Source organism: Corynebacterium sp. 51B, assembly GCF_008930785.1.
Taxonomy (GTDB): domain Bacteria; phylum Actinomycetota; class Actinomycetes; order Mycobacteriales; family Mycobacteriaceae; genus Corynebacterium; species Corynebacterium megadyptis.
Genome location: NZ_PQMK01000005.1, coordinates 126,458 through 140,735, shown reverse-complemented (window position 1 = coordinate 140,735; position 14,278 = coordinate 126,458). Strand labels below are relative to the sequence as shown.

Genomic DNA, 14,278 nt, shown 5'->3' with positions numbered 1-14,278 from the left:
AGGCGGGTGGTGGTGTATCGCGGTGACGACGGGGTCGTTTAACTAGCGTGCTTGTGGATGATCTCTCCGGTTTCGAAGAGGGAGTCGGTGATGAGCTTCTCGCTCTTGCCGCGGACAGAGGAGTAGACCTTCTTCAGCGGCGCGGCCGAGATCTTATCGGCGTTGCGGTCGGCCACGGTCATGATGGAGTTGACCACCTCGGTGGAGTTCTCCTCGAGGTAGGTGCCGAAGCTGTGACCAGCCCCCGGCTCTTGGAACTTCTGCCAGTAGGGGTCCAACTCATCGGCCATTTCGGGGAGCAGGCGGCGGGAAGCCTTATTCACGATGTCCGAATCCACCTTCTTGGCGGCGGCGAGGGCACCTGTGATGAGCTTGCCGGAGATACCGCTTTGCTCCTGCACCTTCTTCTCCACCAGGGCGCTGAAGTCGGAAACGACTGCGCTGGTGGTGTCATCGTCCTTGGTGAGCAGTTCGCGTAAATGTTGCATGACCCTCATGGTACGGGCTCTGAACTGCAGATAACGCAACATCCTTGTAGTTCCACATTTTTCGGCGCACCTGAGAAATGTGGAACTACAAGGATCGTATTCGCGTGTTGTGACTCTTCCGCCACAGCTCAGCCGACCACCACAGTAGTCACATGCTTTCACTGCAATCACAACTGCAACATAGCTTACATGAGCATAGGGGTGTCGCCAAGAGAATAGGGAATCCTTTTCTCTCTGTGCGCGCCTGAGAGCCTCTATGCGGGCCGGAAGGGTGGTGTGAATTCGATCATAGTGGCGTCGATAAGCGAAAAAATGCTTCTAAATCGCGCTCAGTGCCACTCTGCGGCGAAAAGGGGAGTAGAATAGCGGAGATTGGATTCTTAGAAACCCAAACCATAAGAGGTGACGCGCGTGAGCGATGACAATCAGGGCGGCGAGAGCTTATTCGACCGCATCGAACCCATCGATATCAATGAGGAGATGCAGTCGAGTTATATCGACTACGCCATGTCTGTCATTGTTGGTCGAGCGCTGCCGGAGGTGCGCGACGGTCTCAAGCCGGTGCACCGCCGCATTTTGTACTCGATGTTTGACTCCGGCTATCGCCCGGAGCGCGGCTATGTGAAGTCGGCACGCCCGGTGGCCGACACCATGGGTCACTATCACCCGCACGGTGACTCCGCGATTTATGACACCCTGGTCCGCATGGCCCAGCCGTGGTCCATGCGCTATCCGCTGGTGGATGGCCAGGGTAACTTCGGTTCCCGCGGTAATGACGGCCCAGCCGCCATGCGTTATACCGAGTGCCGTCTCACGCCGCTGGCCATGGAGATGGTGCGCGATATTCGCGAGAACACCGTGGATTTCTCCCCGAACTATGACGGCAAGACTCTCGAGCCGGACATTCTTCCCTCCCGCGTGCCCAACCTGTTGATGAATGGCTCCGGCGGTATCGCCGTGGGTATGGCCACCAACATCCCGCCGCATAACCTCAACGAACTGGCTGAGGCCATTTATTGGATTCTCGCCCACCCCGAGGCGGATGAGAAGTCGGCGCTCGAGGCATGCATGGAGCGCGTAAAGGGCCCCGATTTCCCGACCGCAGGGTTGATTGTGGGCGATGAGGGCATCAAGGATGCCTACACCACGGGCCGCGGTTCGATTCGTATGCGCGGTGTCACCAGCATCGAGGAACTGGGTAACCGGCAGATCATCGTGATCACCGAGCTGCCCTACATGGTTAATCCCGATAACTTGGTCTCCTCGATCGCGGAGCAGGTCAAGCACGGTAAGCTGGCGGGTATCTCCAGTGTGGACGATGAGTCCTCCGATCGCGTTGGCTTGCGCATCGTGGTGACCCTCAAGCGCGACGCGGTGCCGCGCGTGGTGCTGAATAACCTATTCAAGCACTCCCAACTGCAAACCAGCTTCGGTGCGAACATGCTCTCCATTGTGGATGGTGTGCCGCGTACCCTCCGCTTGGATCAGATCCTCAAGCAGTACGTGAAGCACCAGATCGATGTGATCGTGCGCCGTACCCAGTACCGCCTCGACGAGGCCGAGAAGCGCGCCCATATCTTGCGTGGTCTGGTCAAGGCACTGGACATGCTGGATGAGGTGATCGCCCTTATCCGTCGTTCGCCTACCGTGGATGATGCCCGTACCGGTTTGATGACGCTGCTGGATGTCGACGAGATCCAGGCCGACGCTATTTTGGCCATGCAGCTGCGTCGCCTCGCCGCCCTGGAGCGGCAGAAGATCGTGGACGAGCTGGCCGAACTGCAGGCCCTCATCGAGGATCTGCAGAGCATTCTCGCCTCCCCAGAGCGCCAGCGCACCATCGTGCGCGAGGAGCTCGAGGAGATTGTGCGCAAGTACGGCGACGAGCGTCGTACCCAGATCGTGGCTGCTTCCGGCGATGTCACCGAAGAAGACCTCATCGCCCGCGAGAACGTGGTGGTCACCATCACCTCCACCGGCTATGCCAAGCGCACCAAGGTGGATGCCTATAAGTCGCAGCGACGCGGCGGCAAGGGCGTGCGCGGCGCCGAGTTGAAGCAAGAAGACATTGTGCGCCACTTCTTCGTCTGCTCTACGCACGACTGGATTCTCTTCTTCACCAACTTTGGCCGGGTCTATCGCTTGAAGGCCTATGAGCTGCCCGAGGCATCGCGGACCGCGCGCGGCCAGCACGTGGCGAATCTGCTGGAGTTCCAGCCGGAAGAGACTATCGCGCAGATCATTCAGATCCAGACCTATGACGATGCCGAGTACCTCGTCTTGGCCACTCAGCAGGGGCGGGTGAAGAAGTCCAAGCTGCACGATTATGAGTCCAACCGTTCCGGCGGGTTGATCGCCATCAACCTCAACGACAACGACAAGCTCATCGGAGCCACGCTCTCCAATGGCGATGATGACATCCTGTTGGTCTCTGAAAAGGGCCAGTCCATTCGCTTCACCGCCGATGATGATGCGCTGCGCCCGATGGGTCGTGCCACCGCCGGTGTGAAGGGCATGCGTTTCCGCGACGATGACCAGTTGCTCTCCATGACCCGCGTGGACAATGGGGAGTTCCTCTTGGTGGCCACCTCCGGCGGCTATGGCAAGCGAACCCCGATGGAGGAATACCCCACCCAAAACCGTGGCGGTATTGGCGTGGTCACGCTCAAGCACACTCCGAAGCGCGGCAAGCTGATCAGCGCCTTGGCTGTGGATGAGGACGATCAAATCTTCGCTATTACCTCCGCTGGCGGTGTGATCCGCACCGAGGTGAACCAGATCCGCCCGAGCTCCCGCTCGACCATGGGCGTGCGTCTGGTGGACTTGGCGAAGGATGTCGAGGTCTTGGCTATCGACCGCAACGTCGAGGACGAGGGCGAGGAAAATGCCACCGCCGTGGCCACCGGCCAGGCCGAGTCCCCGACCGCTGCCCGGGCCCGCAAGACCGGTGAAGATGACGCCACCGCGGACCCAATTCCCGGAGTGGAAGGTCTCAGCGACAACGATGAGTCCGAGGAGGACTAATGAGTAGCCAGAGAGTCGCCGTGCGGCATATTTCTCCGCTGTCTGCATTCAAGACAGCGCTGGCCCTATCGCTCACGGGACTAGCTGCCTGGATCATCTGCGTGATCGTGCTCTATATGGGCCTCGATGCCGCAGGGGTGTGGGATAAGGCCAATGAAGTGATTGCAGGCGTCGGCGGCGAGCAGGTGCTGAACTTCGGCATCACGGTCTCGCTCGCGACGCTGGTGGGGGCGATCTTCGCCCTGATTGCCACCTTCCTCGCGCCCCTCGTGGCGATCATTTACAACGCCGTGGTTGATCTCTTCGGAGGCGTCGTGATCACCATCGGTGACGCCGAGGATTAAAACGCCGCTTTGTCGGCGGTAGCGCCAGCGGCCCCAGCATGGAATCACCTGTGGTTGGGGCCGCTGGCATATACCGATAAAGACGCCTAAAAATACGGTGTGAACAGCTGATTTGGTGTTGTTGCCCTTTCTGGGTAAAGTTCTTACACGTTCCAAGGGCCTATAGCTCAGTCGGTTAGAGCGCATCGCTGATAACGATGAGGTCGCAAGTTCGATTCTTGCTAGGCCCACTGCGAAGCCCTCAGGTTTCGTTGCTTGGGGCATTAGCTCAATTGGTAGAGCACCTGCTTTGCAAGCAGGAGGTCAGGAGTTCGATTCTCCTATGCTCCACAACTCACATTTCCCCTAGTGGTTATCCACTAGGGGTTTTGTTGTGTCTAGACTGCTTGCGGGAAAATCAGTGGCCGTCACTGCGTTGCGCTGGGTAATCTGGATCCATCGCGGTGAGAAGAATGAGACTTACGGCGATAGAACAGCCCACCCGCCGTGGTTGTGCCGCAGCCGCCGTGGAATACTCACCCAAGAAAAGAGGTTCTCCCGTGTCTCAGCATGAGATTTCCGCGCTGAATGATGCCACCGCATACGATAGCGACGGCGAGAAACTGGGCGCCGTGGAGGAGGTATTCATCAACGATGCCACCGGCCAGCCCAAGTTCGTGGAGGTCTCTCATGGCCTCTTCGGTATGAAGTCGAGCGTGGTGCCGCTGCTCGGCCACCGCCTCAAGGAGGAGCAGCTGCACCTGGCTTTTCCCTTAGGGCGCATCAATGGCGCCCCCAATTTCGATGGCGCCCATATCAGCCCCGAGCAGGAAGAACGCCTCTACCGCCACTATGGCATTGCGGACGCCGAGGATAGCGAGAGCTACTCCTAGCCTTCGCCCGGCGGGATTATCCTTGGTGGGTATGAGCCTTTCCGTATGCGATCTTCTTGGTAGTCCCACCCGCACGCTGAGCAGCCCAGCCACCGTCGCCGAGATTCGCGCCGCCGAACAGCCTCTCCTCGATGCTCAAGGCAGCGTCGATGAGCTGATGCGTAGTGCCGCCAGCGCGGTGGCGCGGGTCGCCACCGCCATGCTGGGCGATGCTCAGAGGCTTATCGACGCCCCCTCCCAGCCCCACATCCTGGTTCTCGCAGGAGCCGGCGGCAATGGCGGGGATGGGCTGTATGCGGCCGCCATGCTGCGCGAGCAGGGCTGGACACAGGTGAGCGCCTATCGGGTGAGCAGCTCGGTACACGCCCCAGCGTGGCAGCGTTTCCTCGACGCGGGGGGAGCGGTGGTGAACGATCCCGCCACCATGGGCCGGGTGGATCTGCTCATTGATGCCATCACGGGCATCGGAGCGCGGCCCGGGCTACGACCAGAAGCCGCCGCGGTGCTGCAGGGGCTTGATGTGGCCCAGGTGCTGGCCGTAGATATCCCCTCGGGAGTGGCCGCCGATAGTGGCGCGACGGGGGCGCAGCACATTAATGCGGATGTGACGGTGAGTTTCGGGGCGCCGCGCCTGGCCCATGTGCTCTCCCCAGCCTGCGGCACGGTGCTCATAGCCGATATCGCCCTCGACAGCGCTACGATGCCGCCGCTATCCGAGCTGATTGCCCAGCAAATTGCGCGGCGGCGCGCCCGCACTGGCCTGCGCGCGGTCTATGGCAGAAGTCAGCTACAGCTTGAGGGCTTTGCGTGCATGGGGGGCCACCACGGCATCGCGGATCTATCTCCGGGGCCGGAGGATGATAAATACAGCGGCGGAGTGGTGGGAATTCTCGCCGGATCTGAGAACTATATCGGTGCCGGGGTACTGTGTGCGACCGCCGCAGTGCGGGCTAGCAGCTCCATGGTGCGCTATGTGGGGGCGCTGCGGGCGAGAGTCGTGGAACGCCTCCCGGAGGTGGTCTCTCATCCCAGCCTTGGCGAATGCGGCCAGGTGCAGTGCGTGGTTGTGGGGCCAGGTCGCGGCACAGATGAGAGGGCGCGCGAGGAATTACTGACCGCGCTGTCCATGGATGTTCCGGTGGTGGTGGACGCCGATGCGATCACCCTGCTGGCTGAACTACCGAAGCTGCGCGCCGCATTAGCCGCTCGGCAGGCGCCCACCGTGCTCACCCCCCATGCTGGAGAGTTCGAGCGCCTGGCCGCCGTCCTCGACGATGAGCTGCCGGGGCTGAGTGAACACCGCGTGGAGGCCTGCGAGAAGCTGGCCGCCCTCCTGGGTGTCACGGTCTTGCTCAAAGGGCATGCGACGATCATCGCTGATCCGCAGCAGAGCACCATCGTTCATACGGGTATGTCCTGGGCGGCGACGGCCGGCTCGGGTGATGTATTGGCGGGGATTCTCGGCGCCCATCTCGCTTGGGCGGAGGCCACCGGCCACATCGACACTATGGAGTCGGTGGTTTCGGCGGTGCTGGTGCACTCTGTGGCCGCAGAACTCGCGGCGCACACCCTCTATGGGTCGGCACCGACGAGCGCCAGCGCCATCGCCGAGAGTATTCCCGCCGCGACGGCCGCGCTCATCGCGCACCGAAAAAATGCCTAGGCGCTAGAGACCTTCGAGAACGCCGCGCTCATAGTGCAGGGGCGTGATACCGAGGTTGGTCGTGCAGTCCTCAACGCGGATGGTGAGGATGCGGTGATCGCCGCCATCGAGCCAGGCCTCCACGGCGCCCAAGAGATAGGAGGCGGCATCGGCCACAACCGGGATGTCATCGATGCGCCGGTGGGGGACGGTCTCGAAGCGATCGGCACCATAGTGGGCGAAGTGCAAGGCCAGAGCGCTCTGCTTCTGGGCCAGAACAGACACACCGACCCGCGCGCCTGGGGCCATATGCTCGAGCGTCTGGGAGCTGGTGTCGATGCACACCAGCACCATGGGCGGATCCACCGAGAGCGAACAGAAGGCGGAAATGGTAATGGCATAGTCCGCGCCGTTGTCATGAGTGCTTAATACTGTCACCCCAGAGGGGAAACTGCCCACGGTGTCTTTGAAGGCTGCGATAGAAACCCCAGTGTCCACGCTCATGCTGCTCTTTCTTTCTCGTGGGCCCTGGCGAGCTCCCAGCGCAGCTGCGCCTCAGAGGGGCTCTGGACGGGAATGAACGCGGCCTCGCGGAAGCGGCGGGAGACCGGCGAATTCTTGCCATAGCCAGCTCCACCAGCGACGCGGACCTCAATGCCGGCGGCAGCGGTGGCCACCTCGGCGGCGTCGAGTCGCAGCTGTAGCAGCTCACTGGGGGCGATCGGGCTCCGGCCCACCCGCGCGGCGAGCTCGTCTTGAGTAGCGATGAGCTGCTCGATACGGTGGGCTGTTTCCTCCTGCTCGGATTCAAAGGTGGCGTGCACCCCGTGAAGCCGCGAGGTTGCCGCGGTGATGGAGGCCTGGGCGAGGCCGAGGCATTCCGAGATTTGCAAGAGCGCGAAGGTGGGGCGGATCCGGCGAGCGAAGCCAGCGAGATCCGTCGAGATCACTGCCTCGGTGGGGATGAACACCTCGTTGAGGGTCAGTCCTGCAGAGGCCGTGGAATTCAGCCCGAGGAGCTCGAAGGGTGCGGCCAGTTCCACGCCTTCATCACTGGCGCGCACAGCGAAGATGAGGGCGGCGTCGGCAAGCGCAGCGCCGGTGACGATGATGGAATCGTCGGCCAAATTGGAGGCCCAAGGGATACGGCCGGAGACGCGATAGCCGCCCTCGACCGCGGTGGCGCTCAGATCCACATGACCACAGCCGGCTGCGGTTTTCATCACGCTCGCCATGCCCGTCACCCCAGGGGCGCTGCCGCTGCGCAGGGTGGCGGCCAGCTCCTCGAGATAGGACGTGGGCGTCTCGGCGACCGAGAGGTACTCGGCGGCCATGCGGTGCGCCCAGCTGGCGAAGGCCACGGATAAATCGCGTTCAGCAAGCGCGCGAATCACGCGGACCTGCTCGCCGAACTGTCCATCGGCGTTGGTGGCCAGGCCCAGGTCGAGCGCTCCCTCGGCGGCCAGCAGCGGCAGCGCATAGCGCGCCTGGGTGGCGCCGGTGTCCACGGAGTGGGCGGTGCTGCTGATCTGATCCAGCAGTTGCTCAGACACGGCGGTGGTGGCGGTGGGGGCGAGAGGGATGCTCATGGTGCTAGATCAACTCCGAGGTGAGTGTGGCGGGACGGGTGTAGGTATTGACCACGGGCGACCAGGTGATGGCGTCCTTCTGGATCTGATCGAGGGTGTCGCGGTCGGCATCGCCCTCGAGATCTACCTTCACCCGTACCTCGGAGACCCCGGGGCGCTTGTCCTGGGAGAGATCGCCGACGCCCCAGGTGGGGGAGATGTCGATATCGCTCTCTATATCGATAGCGATTTTGCTCAGGGTGACACCACGGTGGGTGGCAATCGCCTGGATCCCCACGGAGATGCAGGCGGCGAGCGCGGCCTGGGCGACCTCGGTGGGGTTGGGGGCGGAATTATCGCCGAGCAGCTGCGGCGGTTCCGCCACCAGCACCGGCTCGAGGTCGCGGACTTGGGTGTAATTGCGGAATTGCCCATCGGCCTCGGTGTGGGTGCGGATTACCTTGCGGCCGCCCTCGGGGTTCTCGATGTTCTTCTGGGCTAAAGCCGCGAGCTTCTCCTTATTGATCGGCTCAAGCGGCTCGCCAGCGTTGTGCTTCGGGGTGGGATCGGACATCAGGGCCTCGTTTCTTTCTTAGCTAGGGGGCAGCGATGGCCACAGGGCGCGGCTATCGCTGCGGTGCGATCCCCACCGTAGCAAAAAATAGACAAAGAAGTCTATAACTCCGTACAGAGTAGTCTACCAATCGCCATATCCACTGTTCACGACGCTATAAAGTTGTTCTTCGGGCGCTTGTCGACGCCATCTTCGTGATTATAGGCGCCCCTGCAGAGAAGATAGCGGGCCGTTGAAGCGGCGCTGCATAGACAGAATGGTCTATCACAGTGCGGGCCAGAAACTGGGGGCAGAAGAAAACCGCCTGCCCCGAAGGGAAGGCGGTTCTACTCGCCACGGCTCTGCGCAGCGGGAAGGACTATTTAGTTCTTCTGGTCGTCGCCGTACTTGGCGTCTACCTCGGCGGAGAGGATCTCATGCGCCTGGGCGGAGCTGGAGCGCTCATCGGTCCAGCTCTCTACCTCGGCGTCGTTATCGAGCTCACCCACACCGGTGTTGGGCACGGCAGGATCGAGGGAGTCTGCAACCTCTTCATCGAAGGGCTTCTCCGGGGTGGCCACCTCGGCATCGGCGGGGGTCTCGGTGGAGTAGACCAGCTTCGGCTCCTCATCCGGTGTGGCGGTATCGAAGTCCTCCACGCGCGGCGGGACGGTCTGAACCTTTTCCTCCTCGCGGAAGAAGAAGTAGTACACGGCGGCGGCTACAGCGCTCAGCAGCGCCAGAACCGCGGCGATCGTGCCGAAGGTCTTTCCCTTCGCGCAGCCCTTGTCCTTCTTAAACTTCTTCTTGGCCTGTGCGGCTGCCTTCTTGGCATCCTTTTCCCGCTGCTTGGCCAGCTTGCGCAGTTGCTTGCCGGACTTCTTGGCGTTCTTCTCGGCCTCTTCGCGGAAGGAACCGGTCTGCGCCTTCGCCTTCTCGAGGCGCTTGGCGGCCTGGGCGCTAATGGCGGAGCCGCGCTTGTTCAGATCGGCTACACGCTTATCGACGTCCGCATTATCCACGGCCTCAGCTGCCGAATCATAGAATTCTTGGCCCTTATCTACGGCCGCATGGGCGGCCTCTTGCAGGGCCTCATAGGCCTCATCAGCCTTCTTCGCGCGATACTCATTCAATGCAATAAGGCCCTTTTTAGCGGTTTGTGCGCCCTGGACGAGCAACATGGGATTCATTGTGGTGTTCCACCTTCCAATCTTTAGTTTCTTTAATAGATAGTCCCATCCTAGGTGCAGTGACGGTGCACATGCCACGTTTTTTCTCTACGATGAGGGCTATGACTCAGAAGACCGCAACTGCCACGATGCACACCAATTACGGTGATATCGTCATTGAACTCTTTGGCAACCACGCGCCCGTCACCGTCGAGAACTTCGTCGGTCTGGCCCAGGGCACCAAGGACTACCGTGCCAACAACGCCAACGGCACCACCGAAGGCCCCTTCTACGATGGCGCCATCTTCCACCGTGTGATCAATGGCTTCATGATCCAGGGCGGCGACCCCACCGGCACCGGCCGCGGTGGCCCCGGCTACACCTTCGAGGACGAGTTCCACCCCGAGCTGCAGTTCGATCGCCCCTACCTCTTGGCCATGGCCAATGCCGGCCCCGGCACCAATGGCTCCCAGTTCTTCATCACGGTGGCGCCCACCCCGCACCTGAACAACCACCACACCATCTTCGGTGAGGTTGTGGACGAGGACTCCAAGGCTGTCGTGGACTCCATCGCCACGGTGCAGACCTCCATCCAAGATCGTCCGAATGACCCGGTGGTTATCGAGTCCATCGACATCCAGTAGGAGGGTAATCATCGCGGCGGGGCGCGGGCAGTGAACGTCGATAAGCGCGCTGCACGCCCCACCCCCGCGACGCCCCCCTCTCACCCTGTGACCCATCGCCGGCCTGTGGCCGTATGTGGCGATGGGTCTTTGCGTGTCTAGAGAAAGAGTGTCATGAATTTCTCCACTATTGCCCGCTGGTATCGCGAAGCGCCCGTGACCGTGGTGCTGGTTGCGCTCAACTGCGTGTTCTATCTGATTACCGCGATCGAGTCGCTCTCGCTGCAGCACAACCTCGCACGCTCCGTGCTGGCCGAATACTTAGTATTCTTCCCGCCGCGGGCGGCGTATCTCGGCTTCGCCGGTCTCCTGCCGTCCGTGGGCTACGCCTTTATGCATGTTGGCCTCGCGCATCTATTGATGAACATGTTTCTGCTCTTTCTCATTGGCCGCGAGATAGAACACTATGTGGGCGGACGCATGATGATTGCTGCCTATTTCTGCTCCATAGTGGGCACGGCTGCGTGCATCACGTGGGCCAGCCCGCTGGCCTCTACCGCGGGCGCCTCGGGTGCGGTCTACGCGCTGATGGTGGTCTTTATGGTGCTGTGCCATCGCACCGGCCGCGATGTACGCGGTCCCGCTGTGCTCTTGGCGGTGAATATCGTCTACACATTCATTGCAGTCAATGTATCGGTATGGGGCCATATCGGCGGCATCATCATGGGCGCCCTGCTCGCCTGGCCGCTGGTGTATGGCACCCGGCAGCAACGCACCCCCATTGTTGGTCTTTTATGTGGGGCTAGCGTGTGTGCTCTGCTGGCTGGCTTCGCCACGATATTCACAGGCAGTTTGTGACAGGCTACAAGGTACGCACCCGAACGCTATCCCCATCGATAGGCAGGTTATGCCCAGTCGGTGGGGATAAGTGTTTTGTAGGCAAAGGGACAAGGGCTGTGCACACCCGCTGTGGAGGCTGTGCATAATCTTCTGCATGTAATTTAGCCGGACTCGAACGCACGCTCTTTCGAAACACCTGGTCCTGACCTGCGTTTGGGCAGATAGTTAGAACATTATTTAGGTGTGTGCACAGCGTGTTGAGTTAGTGCACAAAGTTATGCACAGGCTGTGGATAGGCATTGAATTACAAGAATGTAAGCAGAATGCACAGAGTTATCCACAGTCTGTGCATAACTCTGTCGTTTTCTACACACATGCGCTATGCACAGCGAGGGTTGTGCATAACCTTGTGGAATTGTGCATAACTGCTCTCTCACACGGGGGTGGTGTGCACCGCTGTGTGGTGTCTTTTTGAGTGCGATTCAACCACGAATGCCCCAACTTCATAGGTTTCGCCGCTGTGTAGTAGCGGCTCGGGTTGGGTGTGTGGACATAAAAAACCCGACTCCGCGTAGGAGTCGGGTTTTTATCTGTGTGCGGCTAGCGCCAGCCCATCGTCATCAGCAAGCCAATGATGAGCAGCCCAAAGCCGATCGCGAAGTTAATCGGACCAAGTTCACGCATGAGCGCGATCTGGGGGCCGGCCAGATAGTTCACCACCAGCCAGGCCAAGCCGAGCAAGATCAGCCCAAACATCAAGACCTTGTACCACAGCGGAGTACCGGAGGAGTTGATCTTCACAGGGGTGCGGCTAGCCGTCGACGTCGACACCGTGGTCGAGCTCTGAGTAACCTTTGCCTTCGGCATATCTAGCCTTTCTTTTTTCACAGTTCTCGGGCATGTGCGCCCGTGGACGTCTTATGCACACACTACCAGCGTCGATAGAGTTTCTGAATACCGCACGCGGGGGCTTGTTCGTTCGACTGTAGACAGGGCACAGCACACACCCGCCCTCACGCGCTGACGCGGGGGCGGGTGTGTGCTGCAATAGCAGCAGCAATAACTGCGGCTAGGGTGCGAGCTCAAGCAAGGAGAAGCGATAGATCCGCAGGACCACATCATCCTCATCCCCGATGCTCTCTCCAGCGGCGGGAACTTGGGAGGCCACGGTGTTCTGCTTCGTCAGATCATTGGTGGGCTCTTCTTCTTGGCGTACCTGGGCTTGGGTACCCTTCCAACCGGCGGCCCGCAGGGCGGCGACGGCCTGATTCACGTTCTTGCCGCGGAGATCCGGGACGGTGATCTGTTTCTTGCCATTGGACACGCGCACAATCACCGTAGAGCCCTTGGGCGCTGTGGTGCCCTCGCCAGCAATAGCGAGCACAGTGCCCTCCGGCTTATCGGATTCCACATATTCGGGTTGTGGAATAAAGCCGGCAGACTCGAGGTTGCCCACGGCCTGCTCGTACTTCATGCCGGTGAGCGAGGGGATGCGCACATTTTCCACACCGGTGGAGATAGTGATGCTCACCTCGGAGCCCTTGGACACGGCAGTACCGGCGGGCGGCGACTGCTCAATGATCTCGCCGACAGGGGCGGTGTCCGAGGGTTGCTCACGCGGAGTGGAGTTGAGCTTCAGCCCGGCCCTCTCGAGTTCCTTATTGGCAGCCTCGGTGGTGCGGCCGGTGATCTGCGGCACTTCCACGATCTCCTTGCCCGAGGAGACGATCAGCGTCACCGTAGAGCCCTTCGGCAGGGAGGAGTCGGCGGAAGGATTAGTGCCCAGTGCTAGACCACGTGCTACATCAGGGCTGGGTTCTTCGGAGCGGATCACCTCAAATCCAGCCGAGCGTAGCCGCTGGGTAGCGGCCTGTTCCTCTAGCCCAGCGATAGTCGGGACCGAGACAGAGCTTTCGGCCACGCGATCCTCGCGGTTACCAAAGTAATCCACGGCGAAAGCGGCACCAATACCCACCACCACGACAGCTAGGATGGAGGTAAGCCACACGCCCCAACGGGAGGACTTCTGCTTGCGATGCCCACTCTGGGAGCTCTGCTGTACTGGGGCCTGCGGGGCGGCGGCGTAGTCGTTGCTGGCTGGGTACTCGTTCTGCGAGCCGTAGTGCTGGGCGCCGGCGCTCGCGACACCGGCGGTGCCTGCCGCACCGGCGGCATTGGCGGCCGCGGCAGAGATCTCGCCGGAATCACCAATGATGGCAGTATGCGCTGGACCCTCGCCCTGGCGATGGGTGTTTTCCAGCTTGGCCCCCACCGGGCCGGAGAGGTGCATCTTCGCGGCATGGGAGACGGCGTTGCGCATCACCAGCTCGAGATCGGAGGAAAACTCCGCCGCCGATTGGTAGCGATCACCCGGGTGCTTGGCCATGGCGGTGAGAATTACCGCATCAATATTGGTGGCCATGGTGGGGGTGAGGTCGCTGGCGTACTCCGAGGGCGGAGTGGGGGTTTCGTGCACGTGCTGATAGGCGACATCAAAAGGCGACTCGCCCTCAAAGGGCGGCCGGCCCGTGATGGCCTCATAGAGCACACAGCCCAAGGCATACACATCTGAGCGGGCGTCAGCATTGCGGCCGCGCGCCTGCTCAGGCGAGAGATACTGGGCGGTGCCGATCACGGCAGAGGTTTGGGTCATTGCCGAGGTGGCGTCGTCAAGCGCTCGCGCAATACCGAAATCCATCACCTTCACCTGGCCGGTATTCGTGACCATGATGTTGGCGGGTTTGATATCGCGGTGAATGATGCCGGCGTCGTGCGAGGCCTGCAGGGCCGAACACACCGGGATCATCACCTGGGCGGCGTCGGATGGCGAGTAGGGGCCACGGTCGTGAACGATGCCGCGCAGGGTTGTGCCGTGCACCAGCTCCATCACGATATAGGGCACCGATACGCCATCGATGAGCTGCTCTCCCGTGTCATAGACCGCCACGATATTAGGGTGGTTCAACCGGGAAGAGTTTTGGGCTTCGCGGCGGAAACGCTCGCGGAAATTCTCATCCCGCGCCAGCTCCATACGCAGCACCTTCAGTGCCACCTGGCGTCCCAAGAGCGTATCAGTGGCGGAATACACATCGGACATGCCGCCGTGCCCAATATTTTCTTGGGGATCATAGCGGCCACCGAAACTGGTGTGCATC

General features: G+C 61.1%; 13 protein-coding genes and 2 tRNA genes. 8 read left to right on the top strand and 7 right to left on the bottom strand.

The features are described 5' to 3' along the window. Window positions 1-38: 38 nt before the first annotated feature. Window positions 39-488: a hypothetical protein gene (locus GBB14_RS07395; RefSeq protein WP_151529670.1), complete on the bottom strand. Its 450-nt coding sequence runs from the start codon at window positions 486-488 to the stop codon at window positions 39-41. 411 nt (window positions 489-899) lie between these two features. Between GBB14_RS07395 and gyrA the strand changes: the two genes are divergently transcribed. From gyrA to GBB14_RS07365, 6 genes are all read left to right on the top strand, one after another. Further along, complete coding sequence (gene gyrA / locus GBB14_RS07390) at window positions 900-3,512, top strand: DNA gyrase subunit A (RefSeq protein WP_151529669.1); 2,613 nt, start codon at window positions 900-902, stop codon at window positions 3,510-3,512. Continuing rightward, entirely contained in the window at window positions 3,512-3,856 is a 345-nt protein-coding gene (locus tag GBB14_RS07385; protein WP_151529668.1) for a DUF3566 domain-containing protein, read from the top strand. The genes gyrA and GBB14_RS07385 overlap by 1 nt, the downstream gene beginning before the upstream one ends. Before the next feature lie 156 nt (window positions 3,857-4,012). Beyond that, window positions 4,013-4,086: transfer RNA gene (locus GBB14_RS07380), tRNA-Ile, on the top strand. Between the two features lie 27 nt (window positions 4,087-4,113). Further along, a tRNA-Ala gene (locus GBB14_RS07375) sits at window positions 4,114-4,186 on the top strand. 209 nt (window positions 4,187-4,395) lie between these two features. Next, entirely contained in the window at window positions 4,396-4,728 is a 333-nt protein-coding gene (locus GBB14_RS07370) for a PRC-barrel domain-containing protein (protein ID WP_225976636.1), read from the top strand. 31 nt (window positions 4,729-4,759) lie between these two features. Beyond that, complete coding sequence (locus GBB14_RS07365; RefSeq protein ID WP_151529666.1) at window positions 4,760-6,391, top strand: bifunctional ADP-dependent NAD(P)H-hydrate dehydratase/NAD(P)H-hydrate epimerase; 1,632 nt, start codon at window positions 4,760-4,762, stop codon at window positions 6,389-6,391. Window positions 6,392-6,394: 3 nt separating this feature from the next. Here GBB14_RS07365 and GBB14_RS07360 read toward each other — a convergent pair whose 3' ends face one another. From GBB14_RS07360 to GBB14_RS07345, 4 genes are all read right to left on the bottom strand, one after another. Continuing rightward, window positions 6,395-6,874: a flavin reductase family protein gene (locus GBB14_RS07360; protein ID WP_151529665.1), complete on the bottom strand. Its 480-nt coding sequence runs from the start codon at window positions 6,872-6,874 to the stop codon at window positions 6,395-6,397. Continuing rightward, window positions 6,871-7,959 (bottom strand): acyl-CoA dehydrogenase family protein, encoded by a 1,089-nt coding sequence (locus tag GBB14_RS07355; RefSeq protein WP_151529664.1) that lies wholly within the window; start codon window positions 7,957-7,959, stop codon window positions 6,871-6,873. Before GBB14_RS07355 ends, GBB14_RS07360 begins: the two co-directional genes overlap by 4 nt. Window positions 7,960-7,963: 4 nt before the next feature. Further along, window positions 7,964-8,512 (bottom strand): OsmC family protein, encoded by a 549-nt coding sequence (locus GBB14_RS07350; RefSeq protein WP_151529663.1) that lies wholly within the window; start codon window positions 8,510-8,512, stop codon window positions 7,964-7,966. A gap of 362 nt (window positions 8,513-8,874) precedes the next feature. Beyond that, entirely contained in the window at window positions 8,875-9,672 is a 798-nt protein-coding gene (locus tag GBB14_RS07345) for a hypothetical protein (RefSeq protein WP_151529662.1), read from the bottom strand. Window positions 9,673-9,773: 101 nt separating this feature from the next. On the opposite strand from GBB14_RS07345, the gene GBB14_RS07340 reads away from it, so the two are divergent. Both GBB14_RS07340 and GBB14_RS07335 read left to right on the top strand, forming a co-directional pair. Further along, window positions 9,774-10,304: a peptidylprolyl isomerase gene (locus GBB14_RS07340; RefSeq protein WP_151529738.1), complete on the top strand. Its 531-nt coding sequence runs from the start codon at window positions 9,774-9,776 to the stop codon at window positions 10,302-10,304. Window positions 10,305-10,457: 153 nt separating this feature from the next. After that, a complete protein-coding gene (locus GBB14_RS07335) occupies window positions 10,458-11,141 on the top strand; it encodes a rhomboid family intramembrane serine protease (RefSeq protein ID WP_151529661.1) in 684 nt (227 codons plus the stop codon). Window positions 11,142-11,723: 582 nt separating this feature from the next. On the opposite strand, the gene crgA is transcribed toward GBB14_RS07335, so the two are convergent. Next, window positions 11,724-11,990 carry a cell division protein CrgA gene (gene crgA, locus GBB14_RS07330; protein ID WP_151529660.1) on the bottom strand — a complete coding sequence of 89 codons (267 nt, stop codon included), beginning with the start codon at window positions 11,988-11,990 and terminating at the stop codon, window positions 11,724-11,726. Window positions 11,991-12,192: 202 nt separating this feature from the next. Next, window positions 12,193-14,277 (bottom strand): Stk1 family PASTA domain-containing Ser/Thr kinase, encoded by a 2,085-nt coding sequence (gene pknB / locus GBB14_RS07325; protein ID WP_151529737.1) that lies wholly within the window; start codon window positions 14,275-14,277, stop codon window positions 12,193-12,195. Between the last annotated feature and the right edge of the window lies 1 nt (window position 14,278).

What these genes read in the sequence shown, in the direction of transcription:
- GBB14_RS07395 (WP_151529670.1), bottom strand. Translation starts at nt 488, where the DNA reads ATGCAACATTTACGCGAACTGCTCACCAAGGACGATGACACCACCAGC.
- GBB14_RS07335 (WP_151529661.1), top strand. Translation starts at nt 10,458, where the DNA reads ATGAATTTCTCCACTATTGCCCGCTGGTATCGCGAAGCGCCCGTGACC.
- GBB14_RS07360 (WP_151529665.1), bottom strand. Translation starts at nt 6,874, where the DNA reads ATGAGCGTGGACACTGGGGTTTCTATCGCAGCCTTCAAAGACACCGTG.
- GBB14_RS07340 (WP_151529738.1), top strand. Translation starts at nt 9,774, where the DNA reads ATGAGGGCTATGACTCAGAAGACCGCAACTGCCACGATGCACACCAAT.
- GBB14_RS07365 (WP_151529666.1), top strand. Translation starts at nt 4,760, where the DNA reads ATGAGCCTTTCCGTATGCGATCTTCTTGGTAGTCCCACCCGCACGCTG.
- GBB14_RS07350 (WP_151529663.1), bottom strand. Translation starts at nt 8,512, where the DNA reads ATGTCCGATCCCACCCCGAAGCACAACGCTGGCGAGCCGCTTGAGCCG.
- crgA (WP_151529660.1), bottom strand. Translation starts at nt 11,990, where the DNA reads ATGCCGAAGGCAAAGGTTACTCAGAGCTCGACCACGGTGTCGACGTCG.
- GBB14_RS07385 (WP_151529668.1), top strand. Translation starts at nt 3,512, where the DNA reads ATGAGTAGCCAGAGAGTCGCCGTGCGGCATATTTCTCCGCTGTCTGCA.
- pknB (WP_151529737.1), bottom strand. Translation starts at nt 14,277, where the DNA reads ATGCACACCAGTTTCGGTGGCCGCTATGATCCCCAAGAAAATATTGGG.
- GBB14_RS07355 (WP_151529664.1), bottom strand. Translation starts at nt 7,959, where the DNA reads ATGAGCATCCCTCTCGCCCCCACCGCCACCACCGCCGTGTCTGAGCAA.
- GBB14_RS07345 (WP_151529662.1), bottom strand. Translation starts at nt 9,672, where the DNA reads ATGTTGCTCGTCCAGGGCGCACAAACCGCTAAAAAGGGCCTTATTGCA.